The organism is Pseudoxanthomonas wuyuanensis (assembly GCF_900215535.1).
In the GTDB taxonomy this organism is placed as follows: Bacteria; Pseudomonadota; Gammaproteobacteria; order Xanthomonadales; family Xanthomonadaceae; genus Pseudoxanthomonas_A; species Pseudoxanthomonas_A wuyuanensis.
Window position 1 is genome coordinate 1 of record NZ_OCND01000003.1, and the last position, 22165, is coordinate 22165.

The following is a 22165-nucleotide window of genomic DNA, read 5'->3' on the forward strand; positions in this document are numbered from 1 at the left end:
CTCCCGGTATCGACGAGACAAGCCTTGTACCGTCCTTCCCACAGCGTCCCAGTGCGTCCATGGCGAGTGTTGAACAGCGCCACATAGTTTCGCCCGAAAACACGGCAATCGGTTGTTGCCGCGCTGCACGATATGCTGAGGAATACCCGGGAGGTCGAGTCGTGGAAGTCTCGCCATACCTCCAGCATCCATGTCTCAGCGGGCGGGTGAATTGGCGCCAGGCCGATAGAGGTGTAGGAGTTCCCCGCACCATACCGTAGGAAAGTGAACCTGACCCAGTTCTCCCGCATGCGGGACATCAGTCCCCTTCTTGGGAGAGGGTGCCGAAGGCGGGCCAGGGAAGAAAAGGCGGCCATTGGCCGCCTTTTGCATATCTGTCAAAAGGAAGTTTGAACCTGACCAGGTAGAGTGGAGCTTGCTCCGCTGCTCCGCGCAGGCAAGCGGAGTCCCGAAAAGAGCTGCAAGCACAGGCTCCACGTTGAAAAGCATGAGTTCTTGATCCGATGTCCTCTGCGTCCGGATTGCTCCTGTGGGAGCGCCGACAGGCGCGATGGGGCTTTTTCATGGGAGCGCTTCATCGCGCCTGTCGGCGCTCCCACAAGGGAGATCTGCGCTTCCTGCAGGCGCTCGCGACTGGATTGGAGCAACAACTTGAAAGGGATGGTTCTTATGTCCCTTCAGCGAGGAAGTCCAGCAAACCCCGGCGTCGCGACGATGACAGCGCGCGGAAGCGGGTGAGCAAGGCCATCTCGTCCTGGCTTTGCGCCAGCCGCGGAGATTCATCGGCCGCATCCCTGACATAGCGGCTCGCATCCACATGGGACTTCGCCGCAACCGCGTCGTCGATCAGGTAGTCCAAGGTCAGGCCATCGAGCGCGTAGAGGCGGCGGATCTTCGCCAGGTTCCCCAGGCCTGGCTCGGCGCGTCCGGTCTCCCACTTCGAGATGGTGGCCTTGGTTACCTCCAGTTCGAAGCCGAGGCGCTCCTGGGACCAGCCGCGCGCGTCGCGGAATTCCTTCAGCCGGGTACCGAAATTGCTCATGGGCGCCATTCTCGGTGCCCTGGAAACGCTTGTCGTTTCCTTTTAGTTGACAAATTATATATCCATAATGGATACTTCGGATGAAGCCAAAACGGAAACATGCCACATGACCCGTGCAGCCATCCACAGCGCCGACGCATTTCCTCCAGGCCCCACTCCCGGCGACGGCTCCAGTCCATCGATCCTGGCGCTCGACCTGCTGCTCAAGCGTGCTCTCGTCGAACTGCCGCCCGAGTGCCGCCTTGCCTTCATGCTCAGCCGCTTCGACGGACTGGCCCATCCACAGGTGGCCGCCAGGATGGGGATCTCCGTGAAGCGGGTGGAGAAGCACATCAGCCATGCCTTGCTGGCCTTCCGGGCCGCCGTGAGGGAGCCGGGCGGCTAGATCCGACCATGTTCGCCGCGCTATCGGCACGCCAATTCACGCGGTCCGCCATTTCCCGATCGGCGTCGGGATCACGGACGCCAACGACCAACGGAGCCAACCATGTTCAATGACACCCAGGCGGCATTGCCGCATCCTGCACCCTTTCCGCTCGCCGCTGGCTGATCGCCAGCGGAGACGTGAACAGCTGCCGTCTATGCCCGGCGCCGTTCGTTGCCTGTTGCTTGCCGCTGATGGCCACGGCCGTGTCGAACGCGACCGCGTCCCTGACGGCACAAGGAGCCCGCTGATATGACACACGACGGCTTGATCTATGGCGTCACCATTCGTCAGCTCGACGAGCTCAACATCGCGGTCGGGAAGATCAGCGCGCTTAGCGACATCATCATGGTCAGCGACGATCGGCTTGGCGATGACAACAGTCTTCCCGTGCTCGGGGAGATGATCTACAACGCCGCCCGCACGGCGCGGGGCTTGGTGCGTCAGGTCAACGTGCAGAGAATCGAAAACGCTGGCCGGAACGCCGTTCTTGCCGAGACGACAGATCTCCCGGCGTTCGCCAGCGACATGCTGCACAGTCTCCTGAGGGCTCATACGATCATGCTGGAGATGAAGATCACGGCAGGCCAATCCGATGGAATTGGCGAGCTTTTTGATTCCTGCCGAATCGTAAGCAAACTGGTGTGGAGGGTGAGCAAGTACGTCATGGAAAATTTCGAAACGTCCGCAAAGCCAGACGATGAGCCATGACAGCCAAGTCCATCAACTAGCCCGATGTGCTGCGTCGGGCCTATTGAGAGGAGGGCGCTTGAGGGACGAGGACGGGTGGAATTGCTGACGCCAATGCCTCTCACTGAGGCGCCCATGCCGACGGCGCAGTCCCATCGGCTTCCGATATTCCAGTTGCTCAAGTGCGCCCTCGTCGAACTGTAGCCCGAGAGGCGCTTGGCAGTTTCATTCTCAAGCAAGTGAACCGGACCCGTTCTTGTCCATCTCCCAACTGAGCGCGCGTACGCGCGTAGCGGCCAACCTCCGCCGGATACGCAAGGAACGAGGTTTGAGCCAGGAACGGCTCGCCGAACTGGCGCAGTTCCATCGCACCTACGTGTCGCAGCTGGAGCGCTGCGTCGCCAACATTTCCATCGACGGGGTCGAGCGGCTGGCGGGCGCGCTTGGTGTGGATGTGTCGGAGTTGCTCGCTTCCACACTATGAAGACCAAAGGGGACGGAGGAAGGTGTGCCACGAGCACAAGACAGGAAGTTTTGTGAAGCTGTGCCAATGATGGGAGTCGGTCTCCCGAAGTCGGCGTACAGGCGTTGGCTTCAAACCGCTGCGGTGCTGCTGCGCTAAAGAGGCGTGGTGGTGAGCGACTGTAGAAAAGGCGTTCAAAGAGAACGTCAGGTGAGTATCGGAAAGATGAGCGCAAGCGAACTACTGTTTCACAGGCGCAAGCCGACGCGATGCCTGCGTCGGGAGGGCGGCTAATACAACACCCGCAAGGGGAATATGCCCGCCGGCTACGTGCGGTTTCGAACCTCCCGACTTCCCGTCCGCCGTGGGCGGGTCACTTAATGGAATAAGGAGGCAACGATGTCGAAGCATGAATCAAACGATTTGGGCACGCCAGGCTATTTCCTGCCGGAAGACAGCCAGTTCCGGCTGAAGAAGCTGCGCGATTACACGGATTTCCTGTCTCGATTGGCGCGGCCGCGCACGTCGGACGAGGCGAACGAAAGCACGCCCGACGTGCGGGTAGGAGAGATTGCGATCTGCCTGGAGTTGCTGTCAGAGCAGGTCGAACTGGTGTTGGAAGAGCTGTCGTGGCCCGCGGAGCGGAAGGCGAGGGCGGTTAAGGCGGATGCCGATGCGGAGGAAGAGGAAGAGGAAGAGGAAGAGAAAGACGAAGAGGAAGACGAAGACGAAGACGATGCGCCCGAGAAGATGCAGGAAATTTCCGCCGCAGTCGCCAAACGTTATTCCTTCGGTGTCACCCTGGCTCAGATTGATTCGCTGGACCTGCTGACTCAGACCATCTCGGCGCATGGTGATGTGGTGGCGGGCAGCCACGAGGCCGAATTCGCCGACCATACGCTGCCGCGGATAGGGCAGGCCATCTATGACGGGGTGGAAGCCGTGCGCGCAATCCTGGACGAGGTGGAAGACCAACCGCTCGGGCCGTCGCGGCGTCCGCCGAACCGCGTGGGTGAAACGCGGGCGGTGTACGACGCGGGGTTTGCGCACCCGCCCGCAAGGCCGGGGGCGCAGTCCGGCTTCCGCCACGGCCAGAACCGGACGCTGCAGTAACACACCTGCCGTGTTTCACCGTCGGCCCGGCTTGCCCGGGCCGACGCTCGATTCAAGGGGCCGCAGGCAGCTGATCCGCGGTGAGCCGATGTAGCCCGGGTAAGGCCAACGGCCGCACCCGGGGAACGGAAAGGTTACGTGCAGAGCGCCCCGGGTGCGGCCGTTGGCCTTACCCGGGCTACCGGCTGAATCGCCGGTTAGGGCGGTGATGCTTAAACGGATTGCGCCCGAGACCGGGTGATCTGTACCGCGGTCCCGCCCGGGTGCGGCCTCCGGCTTGCAGCCCCACCTCAAAGTAGTAGGATTAAATCCTACTGTTCCCTACTGGAGTTGGCCATGCGCTCAACCCAACAATTCAGCATCACCTTGCCGAACGAAATGGCGGACCTGGTGAAGTCGAAGGTCGCCGCCGGCGAATACGCCACTGAAAGCGAAGTGATCCGCGACGGGCTGCGCACCCTGCTGGCCCGCGACCGTGCTGTGGAAAGCTGGTTGCGCGAAGAGGTGGCTCCGGCCGCCGCCGCGCTCAAGGCGGACCCCGGCCGTGCACTGTCCGTTGACCAAGTGCGCGATCACTTGACCGGCAAGCGCCAACGCCGAGGCGCAGGCAAGGCGTGACCTATACCGTCGTCTTCGCGCCCGAGGCGCTAGACCAGCTCGATGCGTTGGAAGATTTTATTGCGAAGGCTGGCTCGCCTGTCATTGCCGCCCGTTACATCGATGCCATCGTGGCCTACTGCGAAAGCTTGGCCACATTTCCCCTGCGTGGCATACGGCGCGATGATCTCGCACCGGGACTGCGCGTAACCAACTATCGGCGCAGTGCGGTTATTGCCTTCGTGGCAGACACCGACACTGAGACAGTGTCGATTCTCGGCATTTTCTGCGGCGGCCAAGACTACGAAACCATCTTGCTGGATGAAGTTGGCGACTAAGAGGATCCCGAACCTGCACCGGTTGTTCGGCATGACGAACAACCCGGCCAAGCCGCAAGAGCAGCGGCAAACGCGCTCAGCGAGTCGTTGGCCAGTGAAGTCGAAGCGTTTGGTGTGCGCGTGCATACTGTGCTTCCGGGTTCCTCGGGCGAGACGAGCTTTCGTGACACTGCGCTGACCAACCTGCGCGGCATTGATGACGAGGTCTATGACGAGTTCATGAGACAGACCATTGTCCGCATGCTCAAGTCCGTCGGGCCGGGGACGCGCTCGAAGGAGGTGGCCGAGGCCGTGTGGCGCGCGGCCACCGATGCATATCCCCGCCGGCGCGGATGCTGGGCAGTGGGCCGCGGAAGCCGCTGATCTAGCGTCCGATCAGCCTCGATGCTCTTTAGTAATGACGGCCTGCCGCTTGGTGGATCGGAAGCATGGGCATTAGCCGATGATATTCCGAATAGCGTCGCGTTCACGGTGCTCAAAGGCATCGACGAACTGGTCAAGCTCGGTATTGCTCATCCCGATGGAATGGCCGACCTGGCGCCACCGGCTGGTCGCTCGTTCTACGTCGCCCAGGATCCGGATGGCAGCGTCTTGGTCGATCCGGAAATACGGGGCGACCGACATCAAGGCCTTGATTGATGCTTCGGGGCCGGTGTCTTCCGATATCCAGGTTTTCAGTTCGCGAGCGCGCTCGGGGAAGGGATTGATGTCGAAGGCTGGCGCCAGGGTCCATTGGCCCTGTTGGCTATGCAGGAAACCGTGGTTGTGCAGATGGTCATCCACGTTGGTGATGAGGATAGAGAAGGCGATGCGTCGCCACAGCTCTTCAATGTCCGTCTTGGGCCGTGCACCCTGTTGCCGCAGGGCGTCGACGATCTCGGTGTAGGTATGTTCGCTGCCATCGCTGGTGTCTACTCCGAGCATGGTCGCTGCCGAGATGTACATCAGGCGGCCACCGTCGTCCGGTCGATCGAATCGGCGGATCAGGGCGACCGGGCTGCCATCGCTGTCCACCAACTTGGCCTCGGCGGCATTGATGCCCGCTTCCCGCGCCAGCCGGAGCGCCAGCACCTCGCCCTTGGTCACGGCCCGGTCGTCTTGCACGCTCGGGAATTTGCCGATGGACAATCGACCGTCTTCGTCGATCACCGTGCATTTGGGGCGCAAGCCGGCCAAGGAGGTGCCCCGGCCGCGCAGGTAGGCCAGGTCTGCAGCCGTTTCAGTGTGCTGCTCCACCGCCCGCGATGCGGAAAGCAGCAGGCCCAACTCGATCAACGGTGGCGTCGTACGTTTCTCAGGTTCCGGTGTCCGCTGGAAGATTCCGTCTTCATCGCGAAAGCGCAGTGCCCCGACACGACTGCTGTCATCGACCGCCAACAGGAAATCCAGATGGTTCAATGCACGTGTTTCAACCGCCGCACCGCTCTCCCGCGCTTGTTGGCGTTGTTTGGCATGGTCGCGCAGGATGACCTTGCGCCCCCAGCCATCGGGTTCGGTGTCTGCGATGGCGCCGTGGAATAGCGAGCCGTCGCGCGCCTGCTGGTGGAACTGCATGCCCGATACGAGGGGCAGCCCTGGCTCGAGTGCGAAGCGGTCCTCGTCCACCAACCAGTCCGCGTGATATTCGAAGCCCGCGCTCTGGCGCGCGCCCTGGGCTTCGAATCGGAGCGTGCCGATCTGGTGGGTGGTTTCGCCCAGGAAAACGTCGAGGACCCGTTTCATAGCGATTTGGCTTTCTTGGGCCGTACCCGCTGCGGCAGGCGGCTGCTGTCCATCAGCAGTCCGGTATCGTCGCTGCGACTATCGGCGATCTCGGCCAAGGCGTTGGAGAATCCGAGCGTGAACAGGGTCATCGCATAGACACCCATGGACACGCTGGGGTCGCCTTTCTCGACCTTCAGGTAGGTCGCCTTGGAGACGCCGACGCGTTCGACCATCATTTCCACGGTCAGGCTGCGCTTGCGCCGGGCGTCCTTGAGATCCTTACCGAGTTTGGCAAGGGAGCGTCGGACCCGAGGAGGTAGGATGTCGATGACGGAGGATCGCATGGATAAGGTCTCATAAAATGACCCTTAAGCGACTTAAGGGCTAAATTATTAGCCCTTATCCTCCTGCATGGGAGTCAAGTCAAGTCGCTGGGCCGCGCGGGGCGTAGCCGGTGAACAAAAAAGGGGTACAGATGTGTCCCATGTCCGCCCTCAGCCCCCGCTGCGTCGCCGTGGCGCGCGGAGCAGCGCGTGCCGGCGTTGTCCGAGGCCGGCCGGATCGAGGTCACGACCGGGCACGCATGGAGCATCCGCCCGGCTGGGATGCGGGCGCAAGCCGACCTGCTGCGGGTGCCGGCGCCGGAATGGATCGCGGCCGGTCCTCCGAGCGGCGCCGATGCCGAGAAATGTGCGCGCATTTGCACACGGAGTTCGCTGCATCGCCAATGATCGCCATTGCCGACGATGCGATCAGAGCAGCCACGCAACCGTTGTCATCCGCGTTGACATTTCAAGCAGGCGTCAGACTATACGTCTCACCTTCTCTCGCTTGCACAAGGGCACATGTCGATTCGAACCAGCGACCACACGCTGCCGCGGATAGGGCAGGCCATCTATGACGGCGTGGAAGCCGTGCGCGCCATCCTGGACGAGGTGGAAGACCAGCCGCTCGGGCCGTCGCGGCGTCCGCTGAACCGCGTGGGTGAAACGCGGGCTGTGTATGACGCGGGGTTTGTGCACCCGCCCGCAAGGCCGGGGTCGCAGTCCGGCTTCCGCCACGGCCAGAACCGGACGCTGCAATAACACACCTGCCGTGTTTCACCGTCGGCCCGGTTTGCCCGGGCCGACGCTCCGGTCACGCCGACCACGTTCGCGGCCGGCTTCACCCTCAACCCAACGGCCGAATTTTCCAGTTCACGCCGGACCCGATAAGGGGAGAACGTCAGCCCTCACCTTTTCCGGTTGCTCTGTTTTCCGGTTGGGTGGCAAAGCCTGGTGATCACTGGCGGTCCATTGATCTGGACTATGCGTGACACGATGTACTTTCAGATAGTTTGTAGCTACGGCCCGAGCATCGAGGCGCTACAGGGGAGCTTTCCCGGATGTCGCCAGATGTACCCCGCAGCGTTATCGTCGCGGATAGTGCGGTATGCGATGGTTCAGGAAAATCTCGGCATCGGTCGTCGCCATTGGGAGCTTGCCTGATAGACCTTGAGAGTCGACCTGTTCAGGTAGTTGAAGAGCGGTCTTGCTTGGGCTGAAATAAGTTTGCTATAAAACACAACATATATTTTATAGTAATTTATTATGAAACTCCCAGTTCCCGCACCGCAAGTCACTGAATTGATTGAACAACTTGGGGAAAAGGCTGCTCAGTTGCTATTTCGAGGAATAGGCCCCGAAGTTGACGGGGCGTATGAGCACTGGGACAAAGTGCGCCACAGGGTCCCTCCGGAGGGACTCTCAAGCGAAGCCTGGTGGCTGGGGATCAGGATGGCGCGCTCCACGTTGGCAAGGCCTTTGCGCTTGCTCGACAAGCATGGAAGTCGATTCCGGGTATCCCTGACCGACTCGATGCTTAGACGGCTTCACTACATCGATCGTGAGGCAGCAGGAACCATTCAAGGCGACGATGGTGCCGATCATGGAAGATTCCTGATCCGATCTCTCATCGAAGAGGCTATGACATCTTCCCAACTGGAAGGTGCTTCAACAACACGCGCGGTAGCAAAGGAGATGCTATCCACAGGGCGCCAGCCTAGAGATACCAGCGAGCGCATGATCTACAACAATCATCTGGCGATGCAGATGATTCGTTCAAGAGGAAAACGACCTTTCACGGTAAACGAGATCCTCGAGCTACACAGCGTGCTCACTGACGGCACCTTGGATTCCCAAGCCGACTGCGGAAGATTGCGGACCGCTGAAGACAATGTCGTTATCTATGACCGAGGTTCACCTCCAACCCTGCTTCATGTACCTCCTCCTGCCAGCCAGGTGAGAGAGAGATTGGAGGCACTGTGCGCATTCGCCAATGACAAAGGGGAGGAAGAGTTCTTGCATCCCGTAGTCCGGGCGATCGCCGTTCATTTCCAGATCGGATACGACCACCCCTTCGTTGATGGAAACGGACGCACTGCACGCGCCCTGTTCTATTGGTCCATGATGAACTCCGGCTACTGGCTGACAGAGTACCTATCGATTTCCAGCGTTCTCAAGAAGCATCCCGGCAAGTACCTCAAGGCGTATCTCCATACGGAAAGCGATGGGCAGGATCTGTCCTATTTCATCGCCCAGCAACTTGAGGCCATCGAAGGATCAATTGCGGCCTTCCACAAGTACGTCGCGAAGAAATCGGAAGATGATCGAAGGGCCAGGGCGCTTCTGCGAAATGCGACAGTGGGTGGAATCTCGCTCAATCACAGACAACGTTCCCTGCTGGCCAACTCGCTACGCGACCCGGATCGCGCGTATACGGTGGCCAGCCATCAGGCGGCGCATTCGATCACCTACCCGACAGCATTGAACGATCTGAACAATCTGCTAGCCGCGGGTCTCTTGCAAAGAATACGAGTAGGAAAGGCCCATGAGTATTTCCCCGTCGTGGACCTTCCTGCCCGATTGAAGTAGCGAAGCGCCGACCACCGTGCGGAAATAGTTTCGGCGTAGACCGGTGTCGGCCAACCTTGAGGTTCCACAGCTGTGGATTCTGGGGGGGACAGGACCGCGATGCGCCAGTTGGTGAAACCTTGCGTCGCCTGGTCTTGCTGAGAAACGCTGGCCACCCGGTCACGACGGCGGTTTTCCCCGACGCTGAGCATGGCTTGTACGAGTTCGAGAAAGGTCCCGATGGGGAACGTCTCTCGACGCGGCAACCGGATGGTTACTTCGACATGATGAGGGACTTCATCAACGCGAAGGTTCTGGCCTCCGGATATGGAAACGCTGAAATGTCGGATGGACAGCCTTGAGAAGGTACTCGTGACCAAATTCAACACCAGCACACAGATGTCCGCGTCCTGCCCAGGAACTGCCAGCCGCCGTTGGCTTGCGACCCAGCGATCATTTCGTCAGCACGGATCGACATGAAGGCGTCAGTTTTGGAAATATCAATAAATCGTAGCCAAGCTACTATTCACGTATAAATCTCAAGTTGGCAACACTTTGGAAAAGTGGTAATAATCGTAGTATGACTACGATCCAGAAAAGCAAATTAAACACTCTCCTGTCCAGCTGGGCACCCGGCGCTCCCATGACTTCGGAGGATCTGGCAGCGCGGGGGGTGTCTGCCGACTTGGCTGTCCACTACGTGCGGGCCGGCTGGCTGACGCGGCTGGCGCGTGGTGTGTTCTGCCGCCCCAACGACACCTTGGCACTGCATCCCAGCCTGCTGCTATTGCAGCGCAGGCTCACGGGGCTGCACGTCGGCGGCAAATCGGCGCTCGATTGGTACGGGGTGCGCCACTACCTGTCCGAGCGGCCGGTCCTGACCCTGTACGGCTGGGCGGCCGGCAAGTTGCCGGATTGGTTCGTCTCGCGTTTCCCGGCGGAGTACCACCGCAAACGGCTCTTCGACGAACTCCCGACCGCCATGCTGCATGTCGGGCCGTTCGAGCAACGTAGCGGCGCGCCGGAGGTCTCGGCGCCCGAACGGGCGTTGCTGGAACTGCTGAGCGAGGTCGGCGTGCGGCAGCCGTTGCAGGAGGCCCGCGAACTGACCGAAAGCACCTATGGTCTCCGCGCCGATGTGCTGCGCGAACTGCTGCAGCGTTGCACCAGCATCAAGACCGTGCGGTTGTGTCTGCAGCTCGGTCGTGAACTCTCCCTGCCGTGGGCCACCAAGCTCGACCCGACCATGCTGCCGACCGGCAGCGACCGGCCCTGGGTGTCCCAGTCGGGCGATGGCCTGCTGGTGCTCAAGCCATGAACCGCATCTACCTCGAGACCGCGCGCCTGCTGACGCAGATCGCGCCGCTGGTGTTCGCGGACGAGACGTTCGCGTTGAAAGGCGGCACGGCCATCAATCTCTTCGCACGGGACATGCCGCGCCTGTCGGTTGATCTCGATCTGGTTTTCCCCGACTACACGGTGCCGCGCGATCCGGCGCTCGCGCGTATCGGCGAAGCGCTCCGGCAAGCCGAAGCACGATTGAACGCGCGGGGGTTCAATACGCATGTCCTCGGCGCCGGCGCCGGCGAAACCAAGCTTCTGGTGCGCCGCGGCGACATCGAGGTGAAGATCGAAGTCAACTTCGTAATGCGCGGTACCGTACGACCGGTGCAACGCGTCCCGCTCACACCCAAAGCGCGCGCGACGCTGCTGGCGGACCTGGAGATTCCGGTGGTGTCGCTGGAGGATATGTACGGCGGCAAGCTGGTGGCCGCACTGGACCGGCAGCATCCCCGTGACCTGTTCGACGTGATGCAGCTCTTTTCGCACGAGGGCATCACCTCCGACATCCGGCGCGCGTTCGTGGTCTATCTGGCCAGCCACAACCGGCCGATCCACGAAGTGCTGTTCCCATCCCCGCGCGACGTGCAGGGCGACTACGCGCACGGATTCCAGGGCATGACCATCGAGCCCGTGCGGCTGGAAGCACTGCTCGCGGCACGCGAGCGCATGATGAGAGAGTTGCAGCAAGGGCTCGATGAAAGCGAACGCCAATTTCTGCTCTCGCTTGCGGCAGGCAACCCGGAATGGACGCGACTGGACATAGCCCACCTCGATCAGCTGCCAGGCATCCGCTGGAAGATGCATAATCTGGAGCAGTTGCGGAAAGCGAATCCGCGCAAGTTCGCCGAGCAAGTCGATGCATTGGCCGCTCGTCTGGATTCCGGAACCGAATCAGACAAAGCCCGCGAAAGTGGGGCCGGCCGCGAGTCGTGATTTCGGCGTCGTGACCACGGAATTTCCATGACTCAATGGGCTGCATCAGCCTTTCGAAGACTGGTGGGCCGGCCAATCCAGGCGCATCCGTGTTCGGCAAATCATGAATGTGGCATCTTTTTCCTGATACATCAGCGATACCGACCAGAGCGGCTCGATGGCGGCGAATTCTTGCTCGGATTCGTCAGCGCGCGATCTCGACGAACACCGGATTGGAGTAGAACCACAGATCCTGCCAGGGGTCTTCTCCCGGTACATCCGCCAGCGGCGTTGTCTCTGCGGTGCTGCTGCCGCGGGCACGCACGAAGGCACCGTGCTGCGGCACCGGCAGTTCCCAGGACACCGTTCGCCATTGACCCTCGCTTTTCCATTGCTCGGGGCCGAAGCGCTCGACCTGCATCTGCGGTCCCGCTTCGCCGTCGCCAGTGCCGACAATCACGTCGATATGGTGCAACGCCGGCCGTTGGCCATTGAAGTTCGGCTGCGTTGGCTGGCGGACCTTCACGTCCACCCGCAACGTGGCGCCCGGCGGAACGGCCAGGGTTTCGCCCATGCCGGCGCTGCGGTCGGCGGTGCCGCTGGCGTGCACCGTCAGATCCAGCGCATCGATCAGATCGCCGGTTACCGCGAACATTCTTCCTGCACGCATGCCCTCCAGAATGTCTTCGGCTTCATGCCGCGCCCAGACGTAGGTTTTGCTGTATTGGCCGGGGTCGAAGTCGCGCCCGCCATCGCGCAGGTTCACATGCGAATCGGAAGTCGCGGTAATCCAGAAACGGCGGCCCTCGGCCAGCAGGGTGTCCCAGACGCCGCCGACCTGTGCTGTCATCTGGTCGAAGCCGCCGAACGTGGGCGCAGCCTGGTTGCGGTACAGGCCGCGATGAGCGGGGGCGGCCTGATGTCCCGGCGCGCCTTCCATGCCCACCAAGATCTGCGGCGCGGCATCGTGCCAGGCGCGCAGTTCGGCCGGGTCCACATCGCCCCATTGGCCGACGCCGCTGGCGGTGCGGGAAGGATGGTTGACGAAGACCAGCGGTGGCGCTGGCAGCGTGCGCATGTGCGCCAGCGCGTCCAGCATCAGCTGCCCGTCGTCGCGGCCGCCGGGTTGCAGCGGCTCATTGCGGCTGTAGTCGCGTTCGATTGCGATCAACTGGTCGCGTTCCTCCGGTCCCGGCGCGATGATCAGCGAGGCATGCTCGGCCGCCGGGACATCGAACTCCATGCCGTTGAACTGGATCAGCGACGGAACCTCTCGCCTGGCCTGCAGCAGCGCCGGCCAGGCATGGTCGCGGGTGACCGCCGAGTGGCCCGGGCCGCCGTGGTCGGTATGCACCATCCAGCTCAGGCCATGCGCCAGCGCCTGCTGCGCATTGCGGGTGCGCGTGTAGGGCGAGTCGCCGCCGCGGATTGGCGTAGGCGGGGTGGTCGAGCGGTCCCAGTCCACGCTCCATTCGCTGTGTACGTGGTGATCGCCGGCAAGCCAGCGGCGGCCGTCGTCTGCAGCGGCGCGCGCTTGATCGGCGCAGGCGGCCAGCGCCAGCAGCGTGAGCAGGGGCAGGGTGCGCATCGGTAACTCCTTGGTTCTTGACGAGGATGGCAGCGGTTGCGTGGTCCGCCACTGGTCCCGGCAGCGCGTCAGTGGCTATCTCGTGGGAGTGGTGCCGGCATGCCGGCACCGGTCAGTCGCGACGTGATGCGTCCGTCGCGACTGACGTCGCTCCCACAAGGATGCTGTTCGTGAGAAGTGCGGGGATTCAAGGCGTAGATGCGCTGGAGCAGGCCTGAACAAGTCCATCCATGGACGTGTCCGGAGGTCTCTCAGAAATCCGCGCGTATGCCCAGGCTGATGCGCCGGCCCGAACGTTCGTACATGGTCGGGAACGACGGATCCATCGTGTAGCCGGTGGTCTCTTCGTCGGTCAGGTTGATGCCCTTCAGGCTCAGCTTGATGGTGTCGGTGAGCCGGTAGCCGATGGACATGTCCAACTGGCCATAGGCGTCGCGCCAGATCGGGTACATGTTGTAGCCGATGGACTCCACGTACTCGTCCTTGTGGTTGTAGGACAGGCGGGCGTCGAAGCGGTCGTTCTCGTAGTACACGGTGAAGTTGTAGGTCTTCTCGGCCAGGCCGGGCATCGGCGTGCTGATGCCCAGGTCGGATTCGCCGGCCAGCGAACTGTCCAGCATCGTGTAGTTGGCGTTGATGCCGAAGCCTTCCAGCGCGCTGTGCAGCATGCCCAGCGGCAGTTGGGCGATCAGTTCGATGCCGTCGACGTCGTAGGAGCCGTCGGCATTGACCGGCTGGTAGACATCGAAATCGTAATAGCCGTTGAGCGTGCCGTTGGCGTTGTACACCGCCACGTCCTCGACCACGCCGGTCAGCGAGTTGACGACCACGCCGTCGATCTTCTTGCGGAAGTACGACGCTGCCAGCAGGCCGCCGTTGTGCAGGTACTTCTCCAGGCCGATTTCCCACTGTTTGGCGTAGGTCGGCTGCAGATCCGGATTGCCGTCGGTGAAGCGGAACGAACTCCAACTGGCCGTGCGCTTGTAGGCCACGTCGGTCAGCGCCGGGCGGATCAGGGTTTCCGAGGCTGCGGCACGCAGCAGCAAGCCATCGGACAGCTCGGCGGTCAGGTTGATGCTGGGCAGGACGTCCTTGTAGCTGCCTTTCTTTGAAACCGGCGTGTCAGTATAGCCGGTGCTGCCGTCCGGGTTCTGCACCGGGTGGTAGCCGAAGGACAGCACCGAAGTGTCGACATAACGCGCACCGGCGTTCACCGACACCGGCACGCTGCCCACGTTGAAGGCCAGGTCGGCCATCGCGTACAGGCTGGCCACTTCCTCGTCCACGCGGTAGTACTGGCCGTCCTCGAACGGAGTGGCGAAGCCGGGATAGCGGAAGAAGCCGCGGGCCCAGTCGTTGGAAACCTGCTGCCAGTCCAGGCCCTTCATGCTGTAGGCGCCGCCGGGGACGATGTCGCTGATCCACTGCAATGGGCTGTCGGCCAGCGTGCGCGTGTTGACCCACGAGCTGTCGCCGGCACCCGGTCCGGTGATCTTGAGTTCGCCGTAGTTGCGCTCCTTCGACTTGTCGGTATAGCGCGCACCGAACTGCACGCTGCGCAGCGCCGGCAGGAAGGCCAGATCCAGCGCCTTGCTGAAATCCAGCTGCGCGGCGTACTTGTCGTCGGTGATCTTCTCCAGCGTGGTTTCGTACGCTTCGAACAGGTAGCTCTGCGGAGAGTCGTACATGTCGATGGTGCCGGGATTGGCGCTGGGGATGGTCTCGCCGCTGTCGCCGGTCCAGCGCGTGCGCGAGGGTGCGTAGGCGACATGCTTGAGGTTGGAGTAGTCCAGGGTCTTTTCGGCGCCGGAATAGCCGACCATCGCATCGATGTCCCAACTGTCGCCTTTCCAGTCCAGGGTCAGGCTGTACTGACTGAAGTCGGTCTTGTTGATGCGCTCCTTGCTGAGGAACTCATGCTGGGTGGCGGTGTAGGACACATCGCGCAGCACCACCATGCCGTACCTGGAAAGGGTGCTGGCATCGTATTCGTGGATGGTTTCCAGCGTGCTGCGGCTGGAGGCCGAGTAGGCGGCGGCGTCGTACTCGTCCTCGGTGGTGTCGTAGCCGCCGACCATCGCGTCGAAGGTCAGGCTGAAATTGTTGCTGGGCTTGTACTGCAGCGATGCGGTGGCGCCCCATTTGTCCTGATCGTTCAGATAGACGCGGTCGCCCACCTTGTCCTGGAACACGATCAGGTTGGTCTCGCCGGTATCGGTGCGGTTGTCGATGACCACGTTGGTATCGCGCTCAAGCACGGCCTCGGCCTGCGAGCCGCGCGTTCCCGACGCGCCCAGGAAACGCGACAGCGGGCGGAAGTTGATGCCGGACGTCGAATCGGTGCGGTTGGTGCGCTGCGCCGTGGAGAACGACACCAGCGCGCCCCAGTCGCCCCAGGTGTCGCTGGCCAGGAACGAGAACTTGGGATCGGTTTCCTCGGAGATGGAGTTGTGCGCGCCTTCGGCGGAAACCACCAGCTTGCGGCCGCTGTAGTCGAACGGCCGCGCAGTGGAAATCTGCACGGAGCCGGCGATGCCGCCTTCCTCGTCGGCGGCGGTGGGCGACTTCTGCACTGTCACCTGCTGGATGATTTCCGAGGCGAAGATGTCGAACTCCACATCGCGGCCGCCGCTGCCCGAGGCCGTGGCCAGGTTGTTGATGGAGACGTGGGTGTACTCGGACGGCAGGCCGCGCACGTTGACCTTGCTGCCCAGGCCCTTGTTGCGTTCGATGGTCACGCCGGGCATGCGCTGCAGCGCCTCGGCCAGGTTCTGTTCCGGGAAATCGGCCACGTCGGTGGCAACGATGGAATCGGAAAACCCGGTGTTGTAGCGCTTGATGTCCACCGCCTGTTCCAGGCTGCGGCTGTAGCTGCCGACCACCTCGACGCTTTCGAGCTGCACGGCAGCTTCCGCTTGCGGCGACGCCGCGGCATCCGGAACGGCGCCGGTTGCCGGCGTTGCCGTTGCCGGGGCTGGCGCCGGCGCGGTCCCGGCGGCGATGTCGGCTTCGATGGTCACCGTGCTGGTGTTGAGATAGCGGTAGCGCAGGCCGGTGCCGTCAAGCAGCTGCTTCAGCGCCTGCTCGGGCGGCAGGCCCGCGGGAATGGCGCGGGTCTGCGGATTGCCCGCCGCCTGCGCGCTGTAGACGAACTGCAGGCCGGTCTGGCGCGACAACGCGTTGAGCGCGCGGTCCAGCGGTTGCGAGGGAATGGCCTCGGCCGCGATGCGGGCTTCCTGCGCGGTGGCGGCGGTAGTGGTAGTCGCTTGCAGGGCTAGGGCGATGGAGAGGAACAGGATTCGGCGCATCGTAAAGTCCAGTGGGGTGGTGTGGGCATCGCGGCGCATGGGCGTTCGCGCATGCCTGACTACGATGGCGACGAGCGGAGGTCGGGCACCGTTTTTTCGATGAATTTTTTTTGACAGCGCAGATCGGCTGCAGAGATCGGGCAGTCGCCGCATTGACCCGACGCGGGTTGCTGACCAATCCGGCCCGCAGCGCTCGCTTCCGCACGCTGCGGTCTGAATCAGTCGCGCGTCACGTCGCCGGTTTCCGCTGCGCGGCTGCTTACGGCGATCCGGTTGCCGGTCACCGTCGTTGTGAGCATCGGCTGTTCGTCCAGGAAGGCGCGCAGCGACGCCACGTGGTCGCCGCTCAGGTTGCCGGTCAGGCGCAACGCGCCCGCAGCCGCGTCTTCTATTTGCAAGTGGACAGCGTTGAGGCGGTTGAACTGGTCGGCCACCTCGCGCAACGGCTGGTCGCGGAACACGACACGGCGCTGCCACCACGCCGTCATCGTGGCGACATCCTCGTCGCTGACACTGACGGCATGATCGCGATGGTCGACACGGGCGCTCTGTCCGGCGCGCAGGTCGGCCAGCAGCCGGCCGGCGCCGGCGTCGCTGACCACGCGCACGCGGCCTTCGGCTACGCCGATGCGCGCCTGTTCGCGCCACAGCGACACGTCGAACGTCGTGCCGATGTCCTGCACCTGCAGTCCGGCCGCATGCACCGCAAACGGACGACGCCCGGAGGCGACGACGAAGCTGGCCTGCCCGCGCAGCAGTTCGACGCGGCGCTGGAACAGGCTGAAGCGCGTGGACAATTCGCTTTCGGCGTTCAGATGCACCACCGTGCGATCCGGCAGTTCGAAGCTGCGCGGCGCACCGTGCGCAGCCACGTAGTGGCCGGACTGCGGCCAGACGCCGTGCACCGCCATGCCCACGCCCAGCAGCAAGGCCGCTGCCGCGGCGATGCGCGGCAACCGCTTCGCATGTGTACGCACCGCGGCGGGAGACGGCGGAGCACGCCTGGCCGGCAGCGCAACCACGTTGTCGGATCGCGATGGAGCGGAGGCGCCGGCAATCAACGCCTCCAGGTCGATCGGCATCGCGCGCATCGCCTCGCCCAGTTCACCGGCGACCCGGCCGATGGCCAGGTACTCGCGCAGGTGTTCGGGCGAGGCCACCAGCCAGTCCATGAACCGTGCCTGCTGCGCCGGGCCCAATCCGCCCTGGCGTTGCAGCGCATGCCAGTGCGCCGCTTCCTGCGTGATGTGCGCCTGCCGGGGGCCGGCATGATGGGAGCCGACCTGGTTCACCACGCCTCCGCGGTATCGGCCAGCGCGCGCCGGCACACCGACAGGCCACGGACCACATGCTTCTTGACCATGTGCGAGGACACGCCCAGGCGTTGGCCGATCTGCCGGTAGGTCAGGCCGTCGCGGTATTGCATCACCAGCACCGCGCGGGTGCGCTCGGGCAGGCTGGCCAGCAGATCCTGCAGGCGCTGCCGCCGCTGGGCGCGTTCGGCCGCATCCTCGACCGATTCCTCGGCGGCCAGCAGCGTGGTGATGTTCTCCAGTTCCTCCAGCGGCAGCAGCGACCACCGGCGGCGTACCGCCTGTTCGCGCGCAAGATTGAGCGCAACGGTGAACAGGTAGGCTTCCGGATTGGCGATCCCCTCGCCCTGGCCTTGATGCGCGCGCAGCAGACGCAGATAGGTTTCCTGCACCATGTCGTCGGCGTCGTGGCTGGCGCCGCGGCGCACGAAGAAGCCGCGCAACACCTGCCGGTGTTCCGCGAACATGCGCGCCAAACCCCGTTTTGCCTGCTCGGCCACTGCGCCGCCTTTCCCCTGAGTGCGGGGCAGGGTAGATGCGTCTGATGACGTTACGATGACGGTACGGCGGCCGCGCGAAGCCGCCAGCACCGGGCATACCGTCGCCGGTCGTTGGCCGCAGTCGGCGCTATTCCGCCAGAGGCTTCGCGTGTGATTCGTGTCCATCCGGGCCGGGCCCGCGCCGGTCATTTCAAGGAAACCCTGTTACTTGTACCGCGCAGGCAATCGCGGGCGATGCAATAGGTCTGATGCCGCACCGGAATTGCGGTCTAAGTATTTCTGCGTAATCACATCTGTCGCTTCTCCGAATATAAAACCGGAAGGGCAGCTGGCAGACTGGAATGAACCGATTCAGCCGACGGCAGCCGCACAGTCGAAGCGACAGCTTGGGTGTCCCATCGCTTGCTTCCGGCCAGGCAGGGATCAGGTATCGCCAGATGCACGAGGCATCTGGCTGTCTCCGACAGGAATGGGAGCTAAGGAAGTATGCGAGCCTGGAGAAGTACGTGGAAATTCCCTGCTACGGCGCTCGCGATGGCACTGGCGTCGAATGCCACGGCGGCCGATTGGGACTGGATGGTGGCGCCTTATGCATGGGCTTCCAGCATCCGCACGGATGTGCGTACGGACACGCCGGCAGTACAGGGATCGTCGGAGATGGAGTTCAAGGACATCCTGGACAAACTGGATGGATCCCTGCAGCTGCACATCGAGGGGCGCGGTGATGGTCAGGGCGTATTCGCCGACATCACCTATCTCGGGATAGCTGACACCCGCCAGGGGAGTTTTGCCAGGACGGAGGCAGACTTGGACACGCGTCTATTCGAAGCAGCTTGGGTATGGAATCCGGCGGGGCACCGAGACCTCGGCTTCGATCTATTCGGTGGAATACGCTATCTGGATGTGGATCTGAAACTGGTGATCGCGCCGAACAATCCGGCGTTCACCGGCCGCGTTCTGGATGTCGGCGACAGCTACCTGGATGCCATGGTTGGCGGCCGATACACATGGGCGCCAGCGGAACGCTGGCGTTTGACGGCACGGGCCGATACGTCGTTCGGGCAAACCGAGAGCTCCTGGAATGCCAGCGTGACCGCCCAGTACCGCACTTCCCACGGGACGCTGCTGTTCGGGTATCGACATCTGGAGATTGAGCTGGAAAGCGCCGGGGCGCGTACCGATCTGACCATGACCGGTCCGTCGTTCGGCTACGGCTTTGTCTTTTGAACTTCCAACCCGCTCAGAGGACGACATGAGATCAAAGAATGATGCCGCCGCCGACGTCTACAAAGACGCCTACATCTATGGATTCCCGATGGTGGACAGTTACAGGATCCAGCATTCGTACTTCATAGATGGTTCGAATCCGGAGTACAAGGGGATCTGGAATGTGCCGCACAGTGTGGCCCGTGTGTACACGCCGAAGGACAAGGCCATCCAGACGCCAAACTCGGACACGCCCTATACGTTCCTGGGCGCCGACCTGCGTACGGAGCCGCTCGTGCTGACGGTCCCAACGGTGTCCAAGGAGCGTTACTACTCGCTGCAGTTCATCGACATGTACACCCACAACTTTGCCTATGTGGGAAGCCGCGCCACAGGCAACGATGCGGGTAACTTCGTGCTGGCGGGGCCGGATTGGGATGGTGACGTGCCGGCCGGAATCAAGGCGGTGATCCGATCGGAGACGCGGTTCGCCTTCGTCCTCTACCGGACCCAGCTGTTCGACGACAACGATCTGGAGGAAGTTAAGAAGGTCCAGGCCGGTTACACGGTGCAGACGTTGTCTCGGTTTGCCGGGACCAAGGCGCCGCCGGCCTTGCCTGCGGTTGATTTCATGCCGCCGCTGAGCGCCCAGGCGCAGAAGGACTCACCGCAATTCTTCGCCATCCTCAACTTCCTGCTGCAGTTCGCTCCAAGGCATGCCAGCGAAACAGCTCTGATGGAACGTTTCGCCAGGCATGGGATCGGCGCAGGCTTGCTGTTCAATGCCGACGAAATGCCTGCAGAGCAGCGCGCCGCTATCGGGCAAGGCATGGCCGACGCCTGGAAGACCTTCGCCCAATACAAGGCCGAACAGGTGGATACCGGCAAGAAGAGCAGCGCGGACGGGTTCGGAACGCGCGCGTTCCTCAACAACGACTATCTCGCCCGCATGGCATCAGCAGTGCTTGGCATCTATGGCAACTCGAAGGAAGAGGCGAACTATCCGGTCTACTTCGTCGATGCCGACGGCAAGCCACTGGACGGCGCATCCAACCGTTATACGGTTCGCTTTCCGCCGGGCCAGTTGCCGCCGGTAAACGCATTCTGGTCACTGACCATGTACGAGCTCCCGGCCAGCCTGCTGACCGAAAACCCGATTGACCGCTATCTGATCAACTCCGCCATGGAAAAGGCGCTGGTCCACGACCCGGACGGCAGCGTCACGCTCCTTATCCAGCATGAACCCCCAGGACAGGAAAAACAGGCGAACTGGCTGCCGGCCCCCAAGGGCCCGTTCTTCATGGTGCTGCGCGAATACTGGCCAAAGCCGGCCGCGCTGGATGGCACCTGGAAGGCGCCGCCGGCAGTTCGCGCCGCCGCGTGATGCGCCGAAGAGACAGGATGCGTCGTGTCCGTGCGGGATCCGGAGCGATGTTCACAATCACCCACGAGTAAGGCCTTCTTCTCATGAATATCTTCAAGCTTTCTCTCGCTCCGTTGGCAATGGCTACGCTGGCATCGGTCAGCGCATGCAGCAACCCCACCGGGTCTTCTACCGAGCCCGAAGGCACTCGCAGTGCGGCTCCTGCCGGGGCAGGGATGTCGGCGCCGCCCCCGGCACCAACTCGGGTTCCACCCTTGGGCGATTCGCGCTTCTGGACGGAAAGCCCGGATGGAAAGGTGCTCGTCACACCGGACAACTTCATTCGTGCGGAATCGGACGTGTACATGGCGGGCCAGGTGAATGACGGTGCATTCGGAACCTTCAAGCACACGCGAGAGGCCGCACCGGTGGACAAGCAACTGATCGTGCGGCTCAATCGCGACACGATCTACTCGTCAGGCATCTTCGATCTGAACGCCGGTCCGGTCACGTTCACGCTTCCGGAATCGGAGGGCCGTTTCGTTTCGGCGCTTGTCATCAACGAAGATCACTTCAATCCAAATGTCTACTACGGGGCCGGCACCTACACGCTTACGAAAGAAAATGTCGGCACGCGGTATGCCATGGTGGGTATCCGCATCTTGGCCAATCCGAACGACCCGGAAGACATGAAGAAGGCCAATGCGATCCAGGATGCGATCACGGTCGAACAGCCAGGCGGACCAGGCAAGTTCGAAATCCCGGATTGGGACCCGGTCAGTCAGAAGCGGGTACGTGAAGCGCTGATTGCCTTGTCGAACACGCTGCCGGATCTTCGCTACGCCGCCGGTCCCGACGCGGCATCGGTCGACCCGGTCAGGCGGCTGGCCGCCGCAGCCTCGGGCTGGGGGCTGAATCCGGACAGGGACGCCATCTATCTCAATGTGTTTCCCGATCAGAATGACGGCAAGACTCCTTACAGGCTGACCGTAGGGCAGGTGCCCGTGGATGCGTTCTGGTCCATCACGGTGTACACCGCGGACGGATTCTTCCAACCCAACAGTCTCAATGCCTACTCGGTCAACAGCATCACCGGCAAGAGGAACGAAGACGGCTCGATCACCGTCAACTTCGGCGGCTGCACTGCGGACAGCGTGAACTGCCTGCCGTTGACCCGCGGTTGGAACTACATGGTGCGCCTGTATCGTCCGCGCGCCGAGATCCTTGACGGCACCTGGTCGTTCCCCGTGGCCGAGCCTGCCCTGTAAACCAAGGTGCACGAACAGACACCGGGGGGATGCCCGCAGGATATCCGCCACCGTATCGGCGGCAGGGATCGATGGCGCTGAGCACCCTGCATCGCGGAGCC

Annotated in this window: 22 protein-coding genes and 1 pseudogene; 15 read left to right on the forward strand and 8 right to left on the reverse strand. The window is 62.6% G+C overall.

What is annotated here, in order from left to right; translation table 11 throughout:
- Nucleotides 1-177 (reverse strand): annotated as a pseudogene (locus CRO39_RS21195) (transposase); the annotation flags it as partial.
- A gap of 490 nt (nt 178-667) precedes the next feature.
- The gene (locus CRO39_RS07770; protein WP_202926344.1) at nt 668-1042 is read right to left on the reverse strand and encodes a helix-turn-helix domain-containing protein; all 375 of its coding nucleotides are present in this window, start codon (nt 1040-1042) and stop codon (nt 668-670) included.
- Between the two features lie 106 nt (nt 1043-1148).
- Between CRO39_RS07770 and CRO39_RS07775 the strand changes: the two genes are divergently transcribed.
- The 7 genes from CRO39_RS07775 to CRO39_RS07805 all read left to right on the forward strand — a co-directional run bounded on the left by CRO39_RS07775 (nt 1149) and on the right by CRO39_RS07805 (nt 5030).
- Nucleotides 1149-1427, forward strand: coding sequence for a sigma factor-like helix-turn-helix DNA-binding protein (locus CRO39_RS07775; protein WP_238394706.1), 279 nt, complete (start codon nt 1149-1151; stop codon nt 1425-1427).
- 291 nt (nt 1428-1718) lie between these two features.
- A complete protein-coding gene (locus CRO39_RS07780; protein ID WP_097121344.1) occupies nt 1719-2177 on the forward strand; it encodes a hypothetical protein in 459 nt (152 codons plus the stop codon).
- Nucleotides 2178-2412: 235 nt separating this feature from the next.
- On the forward strand, nt 2413-2640 hold the full coding sequence (locus CRO39_RS07785; protein ID WP_238394705.1) for a helix-turn-helix domain-containing protein: 228 nt from the start codon (nt 2413-2415) through the stop codon (nt 2638-2640).
- Nucleotides 2641-3018: 378 nt separating this feature from the next.
- A complete protein-coding gene (locus tag CRO39_RS07790; RefSeq protein ID WP_176520174.1) occupies nt 3019-3732 on the forward strand; it encodes an XAC0095 family protein in 714 nt (237 codons plus the stop codon).
- Between the two features lie 336 nt (nt 3733-4068).
- Nucleotides 4069-4350, forward strand: a complete 282-nt coding sequence (locus CRO39_RS07795; protein ID WP_097121345.1) for a ribbon-helix-helix domain-containing protein — start codon at nt 4069-4071, stop codon at nt 4348-4350.
- A complete protein-coding gene (locus CRO39_RS07800) occupies nt 4347-4667 on the forward strand; it encodes a type II toxin-antitoxin system RelE/ParE family toxin (protein WP_097121346.1) in 321 nt (106 codons plus the stop codon). Before CRO39_RS07795 ends, CRO39_RS07800 begins: the two co-directional genes overlap by 4 nt.
- An 87-nt stretch (nt 4668-4754) precedes the next feature.
- Entirely contained in the window at nt 4755-5030 is a 276-nt protein-coding gene (locus CRO39_RS07805) for a Rossmann-fold NAD(P)-binding domain-containing protein (RefSeq protein ID WP_097121347.1), read from the forward strand.
- Nucleotides 5031-5102: 72 nt separating this feature from the next.
- Here CRO39_RS07805 and CRO39_RS07810 read toward each other — a convergent pair whose 3' ends face one another.
- Nucleotides 5103-6389, reverse strand: coding sequence for a type II toxin-antitoxin system HipA family toxin (locus CRO39_RS07810; RefSeq protein ID WP_097121348.1), 1287 nt, complete (start codon nt 6387-6389; stop codon nt 5103-5105).
- A complete protein-coding gene (locus CRO39_RS07815) occupies nt 6386-6715 on the reverse strand; it encodes a helix-turn-helix domain-containing protein (RefSeq protein WP_097121349.1) in 330 nt (109 codons plus the stop codon). The genes CRO39_RS07810 and CRO39_RS07815 overlap by 4 nt, the downstream gene beginning before the upstream one ends.
- Before the next feature lie 501 nt (nt 6716-7216).
- On the opposite strand from CRO39_RS07815, the gene CRO39_RS07820 reads away from it, so the two are divergent.
- The 5 genes from CRO39_RS07820 (at nt 7217) to CRO39_RS07840 (ending at nt 11539) form a co-directional block, all read left to right on the forward strand.
- The gene (locus CRO39_RS07820; protein ID WP_097121350.1) at nt 7217-7456 is read left to right on the forward strand and encodes a hypothetical protein; all 240 of its coding nucleotides are present in this window, start codon (nt 7217-7219) and stop codon (nt 7454-7456) included.
- Between the two features lie 504 nt (nt 7457-7960).
- Nucleotides 7961-9283 (forward strand): Fic family protein, encoded by a 1323-nt coding sequence (locus tag CRO39_RS07825; protein ID WP_097121351.1) that lies wholly within the window; start codon nt 7961-7963, stop codon nt 9281-9283.
- A gap of 119 nt (nt 9284-9402) precedes the next feature.
- Nucleotides 9403-9624, forward strand: coding sequence for a hypothetical protein (locus tag CRO39_RS21085; protein WP_217991841.1), 222 nt, complete (start codon nt 9403-9405; stop codon nt 9622-9624).
- A 218-nt stretch (nt 9625-9842) separates the two neighbouring features.
- Complete coding sequence (locus CRO39_RS07835; RefSeq protein ID WP_097121353.1) at nt 9843-10580, forward strand: type IV toxin-antitoxin system AbiEi family antitoxin domain-containing protein; 738 nt, start codon at nt 9843-9845, stop codon at nt 10578-10580.
- Nucleotides 10577-11539: a nucleotidyl transferase AbiEii/AbiGii toxin family protein gene (locus CRO39_RS07840; RefSeq protein WP_097121354.1), complete on the forward strand. Its 963-nt coding sequence runs from the start codon at nt 10577-10579 to the stop codon at nt 11537-11539. The genes CRO39_RS07835 and CRO39_RS07840 overlap by 4 nt, the downstream gene beginning before the upstream one ends.
- Before the next feature lie 184 nt (nt 11540-11723).
- Here the strand turns inward: CRO39_RS07840 and CRO39_RS07845 are convergent, their stop codons facing one another.
- The 4 genes from CRO39_RS07845 to CRO39_RS07860 form a co-directional block, all read right to left on the reverse strand.
- Nucleotides 11724-13106 carry a CehA/McbA family metallohydrolase domain-containing protein gene (locus CRO39_RS07845; RefSeq protein ID WP_238394703.1) on the reverse strand — a complete coding sequence of 461 codons (1383 nt, stop codon included), beginning with the start codon at nt 13104-13106 and terminating at the stop codon, nt 11724-11726.
- Between the two features lie 251 nt (nt 13107-13357).
- Complete coding sequence (locus tag CRO39_RS07850) at nt 13358-16414, reverse strand: TonB-dependent receptor (protein WP_097121617.1); 3057 nt, start codon at nt 16412-16414, stop codon at nt 13358-13360.
- Between the two features lie 218 nt (nt 16415-16632).
- A complete protein-coding gene (locus CRO39_RS07855) occupies nt 16633-17706 on the reverse strand; it encodes a FecR family protein (protein WP_238394702.1) in 1074 nt (357 codons plus the stop codon).
- Nucleotides 17703-18194, reverse strand: coding sequence for an RNA polymerase sigma factor (locus CRO39_RS07860; protein ID WP_097121355.1), 492 nt, complete (start codon nt 18192-18194; stop codon nt 17703-17705). The genes CRO39_RS07855 and CRO39_RS07860 overlap by 4 nt, the downstream gene beginning before the upstream one ends.
- 567 nt (nt 18195-18761) lie before the next feature.
- On the opposite strand from CRO39_RS07860, the gene CRO39_RS07865 reads away from it, so the two are divergent.
- From CRO39_RS07865 to CRO39_RS07875, 3 genes are all read left to right on the forward strand, one after another.
- A complete protein-coding gene (locus CRO39_RS07865; protein ID WP_097121356.1) occupies nt 18762-19454 on the forward strand; it encodes a hypothetical protein in 693 nt (230 codons plus the stop codon).
- Between the two features lie 25 nt (nt 19455-19479).
- A complete protein-coding gene (locus CRO39_RS07870; protein ID WP_097121357.1) occupies nt 19480-20817 on the forward strand; it encodes a DUF1254 domain-containing protein in 1338 nt (445 codons plus the stop codon).
- A gap of 83 nt (nt 20818-20900) precedes the next feature.
- Nucleotides 20901-22064 (forward strand): DUF1214 domain-containing protein, encoded by a 1164-nt coding sequence (locus tag CRO39_RS07875; protein WP_202926343.1) that lies wholly within the window; start codon nt 20901-20903, stop codon nt 22062-22064.
- Nucleotides 22065-22165 lie beyond the last annotated feature (101 nt).

Bases quoted from the DNA above. Each gene is read 5' to 3' on its own strand.
- CRO39_RS07810 (WP_097121348.1), bottom strand. From the start codon at position 6,389: ATGAAACGGGTCCTCGACGTTTTCCTGGGCGAAACCACCCACCAGATC.
- CRO39_RS07825 (WP_097121351.1), top strand. From the start codon at position 7,961: ATGAAACTCCCAGTTCCCGCACCGCAAGTCACTGAATTGATTGAACAA.
- CRO39_RS07780 (WP_097121344.1), top strand. From the start codon at position 1,719: ATGACACACGACGGCTTGATCTATGGCGTCACCATTCGTCAGCTCGAC.
- CRO39_RS07840 (WP_097121354.1), top strand. From the start codon at position 10,577: ATGAACCGCATCTACCTCGAGACCGCGCGCCTGCTGACGCAGATCGCG.
- CRO39_RS07870 (WP_097121357.1), top strand. From the start codon at position 19,480: ATGAGATCAAAGAATGATGCCGCCGCCGACGTCTACAAAGACGCCTAC.
- CRO39_RS07790 (WP_176520174.1), top strand. From the start codon at position 3,019: ATGTCGAAGCATGAATCAAACGATTTGGGCACGCCAGGCTATTTCCTG.
- CRO39_RS07815 (WP_097121349.1), bottom strand. From the start codon at position 6,715: ATGCGATCCTCCGTCATCGACATCCTACCTCCTCGGGTCCGACGCTCC.
- CRO39_RS07795 (WP_097121345.1), top strand. From the start codon at position 4,069: ATGCGCTCAACCCAACAATTCAGCATCACCTTGCCGAACGAAATGGCG.
- CRO39_RS07850 (WP_097121617.1), bottom strand. From the start codon at position 16,414: ATGCGCCGAATCCTGTTCCTCTCCATCGCCCTAGCCCTGCAAGCGACT.
- CRO39_RS07875 (WP_202926343.1), top strand. From the start codon at position 20,901: ATGAATATCTTCAAGCTTTCTCTCGCTCCGTTGGCAATGGCTACGCTG.
- CRO39_RS07865 (WP_097121356.1), top strand. From the start codon at position 18,762: ATGGCACTGGCGTCGAATGCCACGGCGGCCGATTGGGACTGGATGGTG.
- CRO39_RS07835 (WP_097121353.1), top strand. From the start codon at position 9,843: ATGACTACGATCCAGAAAAGCAAATTAAACACTCTCCTGTCCAGCTGG.
- CRO39_RS07820 (WP_097121350.1), top strand. From the start codon at position 7,217: ATGTCGATTCGAACCAGCGACCACACGCTGCCGCGGATAGGGCAGGCC.
- CRO39_RS07845 (WP_238394703.1), bottom strand. From the start codon at position 13,106: ATGCGCACCCTGCCCCTGCTCACGCTGCTGGCGCTGGCCGCCTGCGCC.
- CRO39_RS07860 (WP_097121355.1), bottom strand. From the start codon at position 18,194: ATGTTCGCGGAACACCGGCAGGTGTTGCGCGGCTTCTTCGTGCGCCGC.
- CRO39_RS07775 (WP_238394706.1), top strand. From the start codon at position 1,149: ATGACCCGTGCAGCCATCCACAGCGCCGACGCATTTCCTCCAGGCCCC.
- CRO39_RS07770 (WP_202926344.1), bottom strand. From the start codon at position 1,042: ATGAGCAATTTCGGTACCCGGCTGAAGGAATTCCGCGACGCGCGCGGC.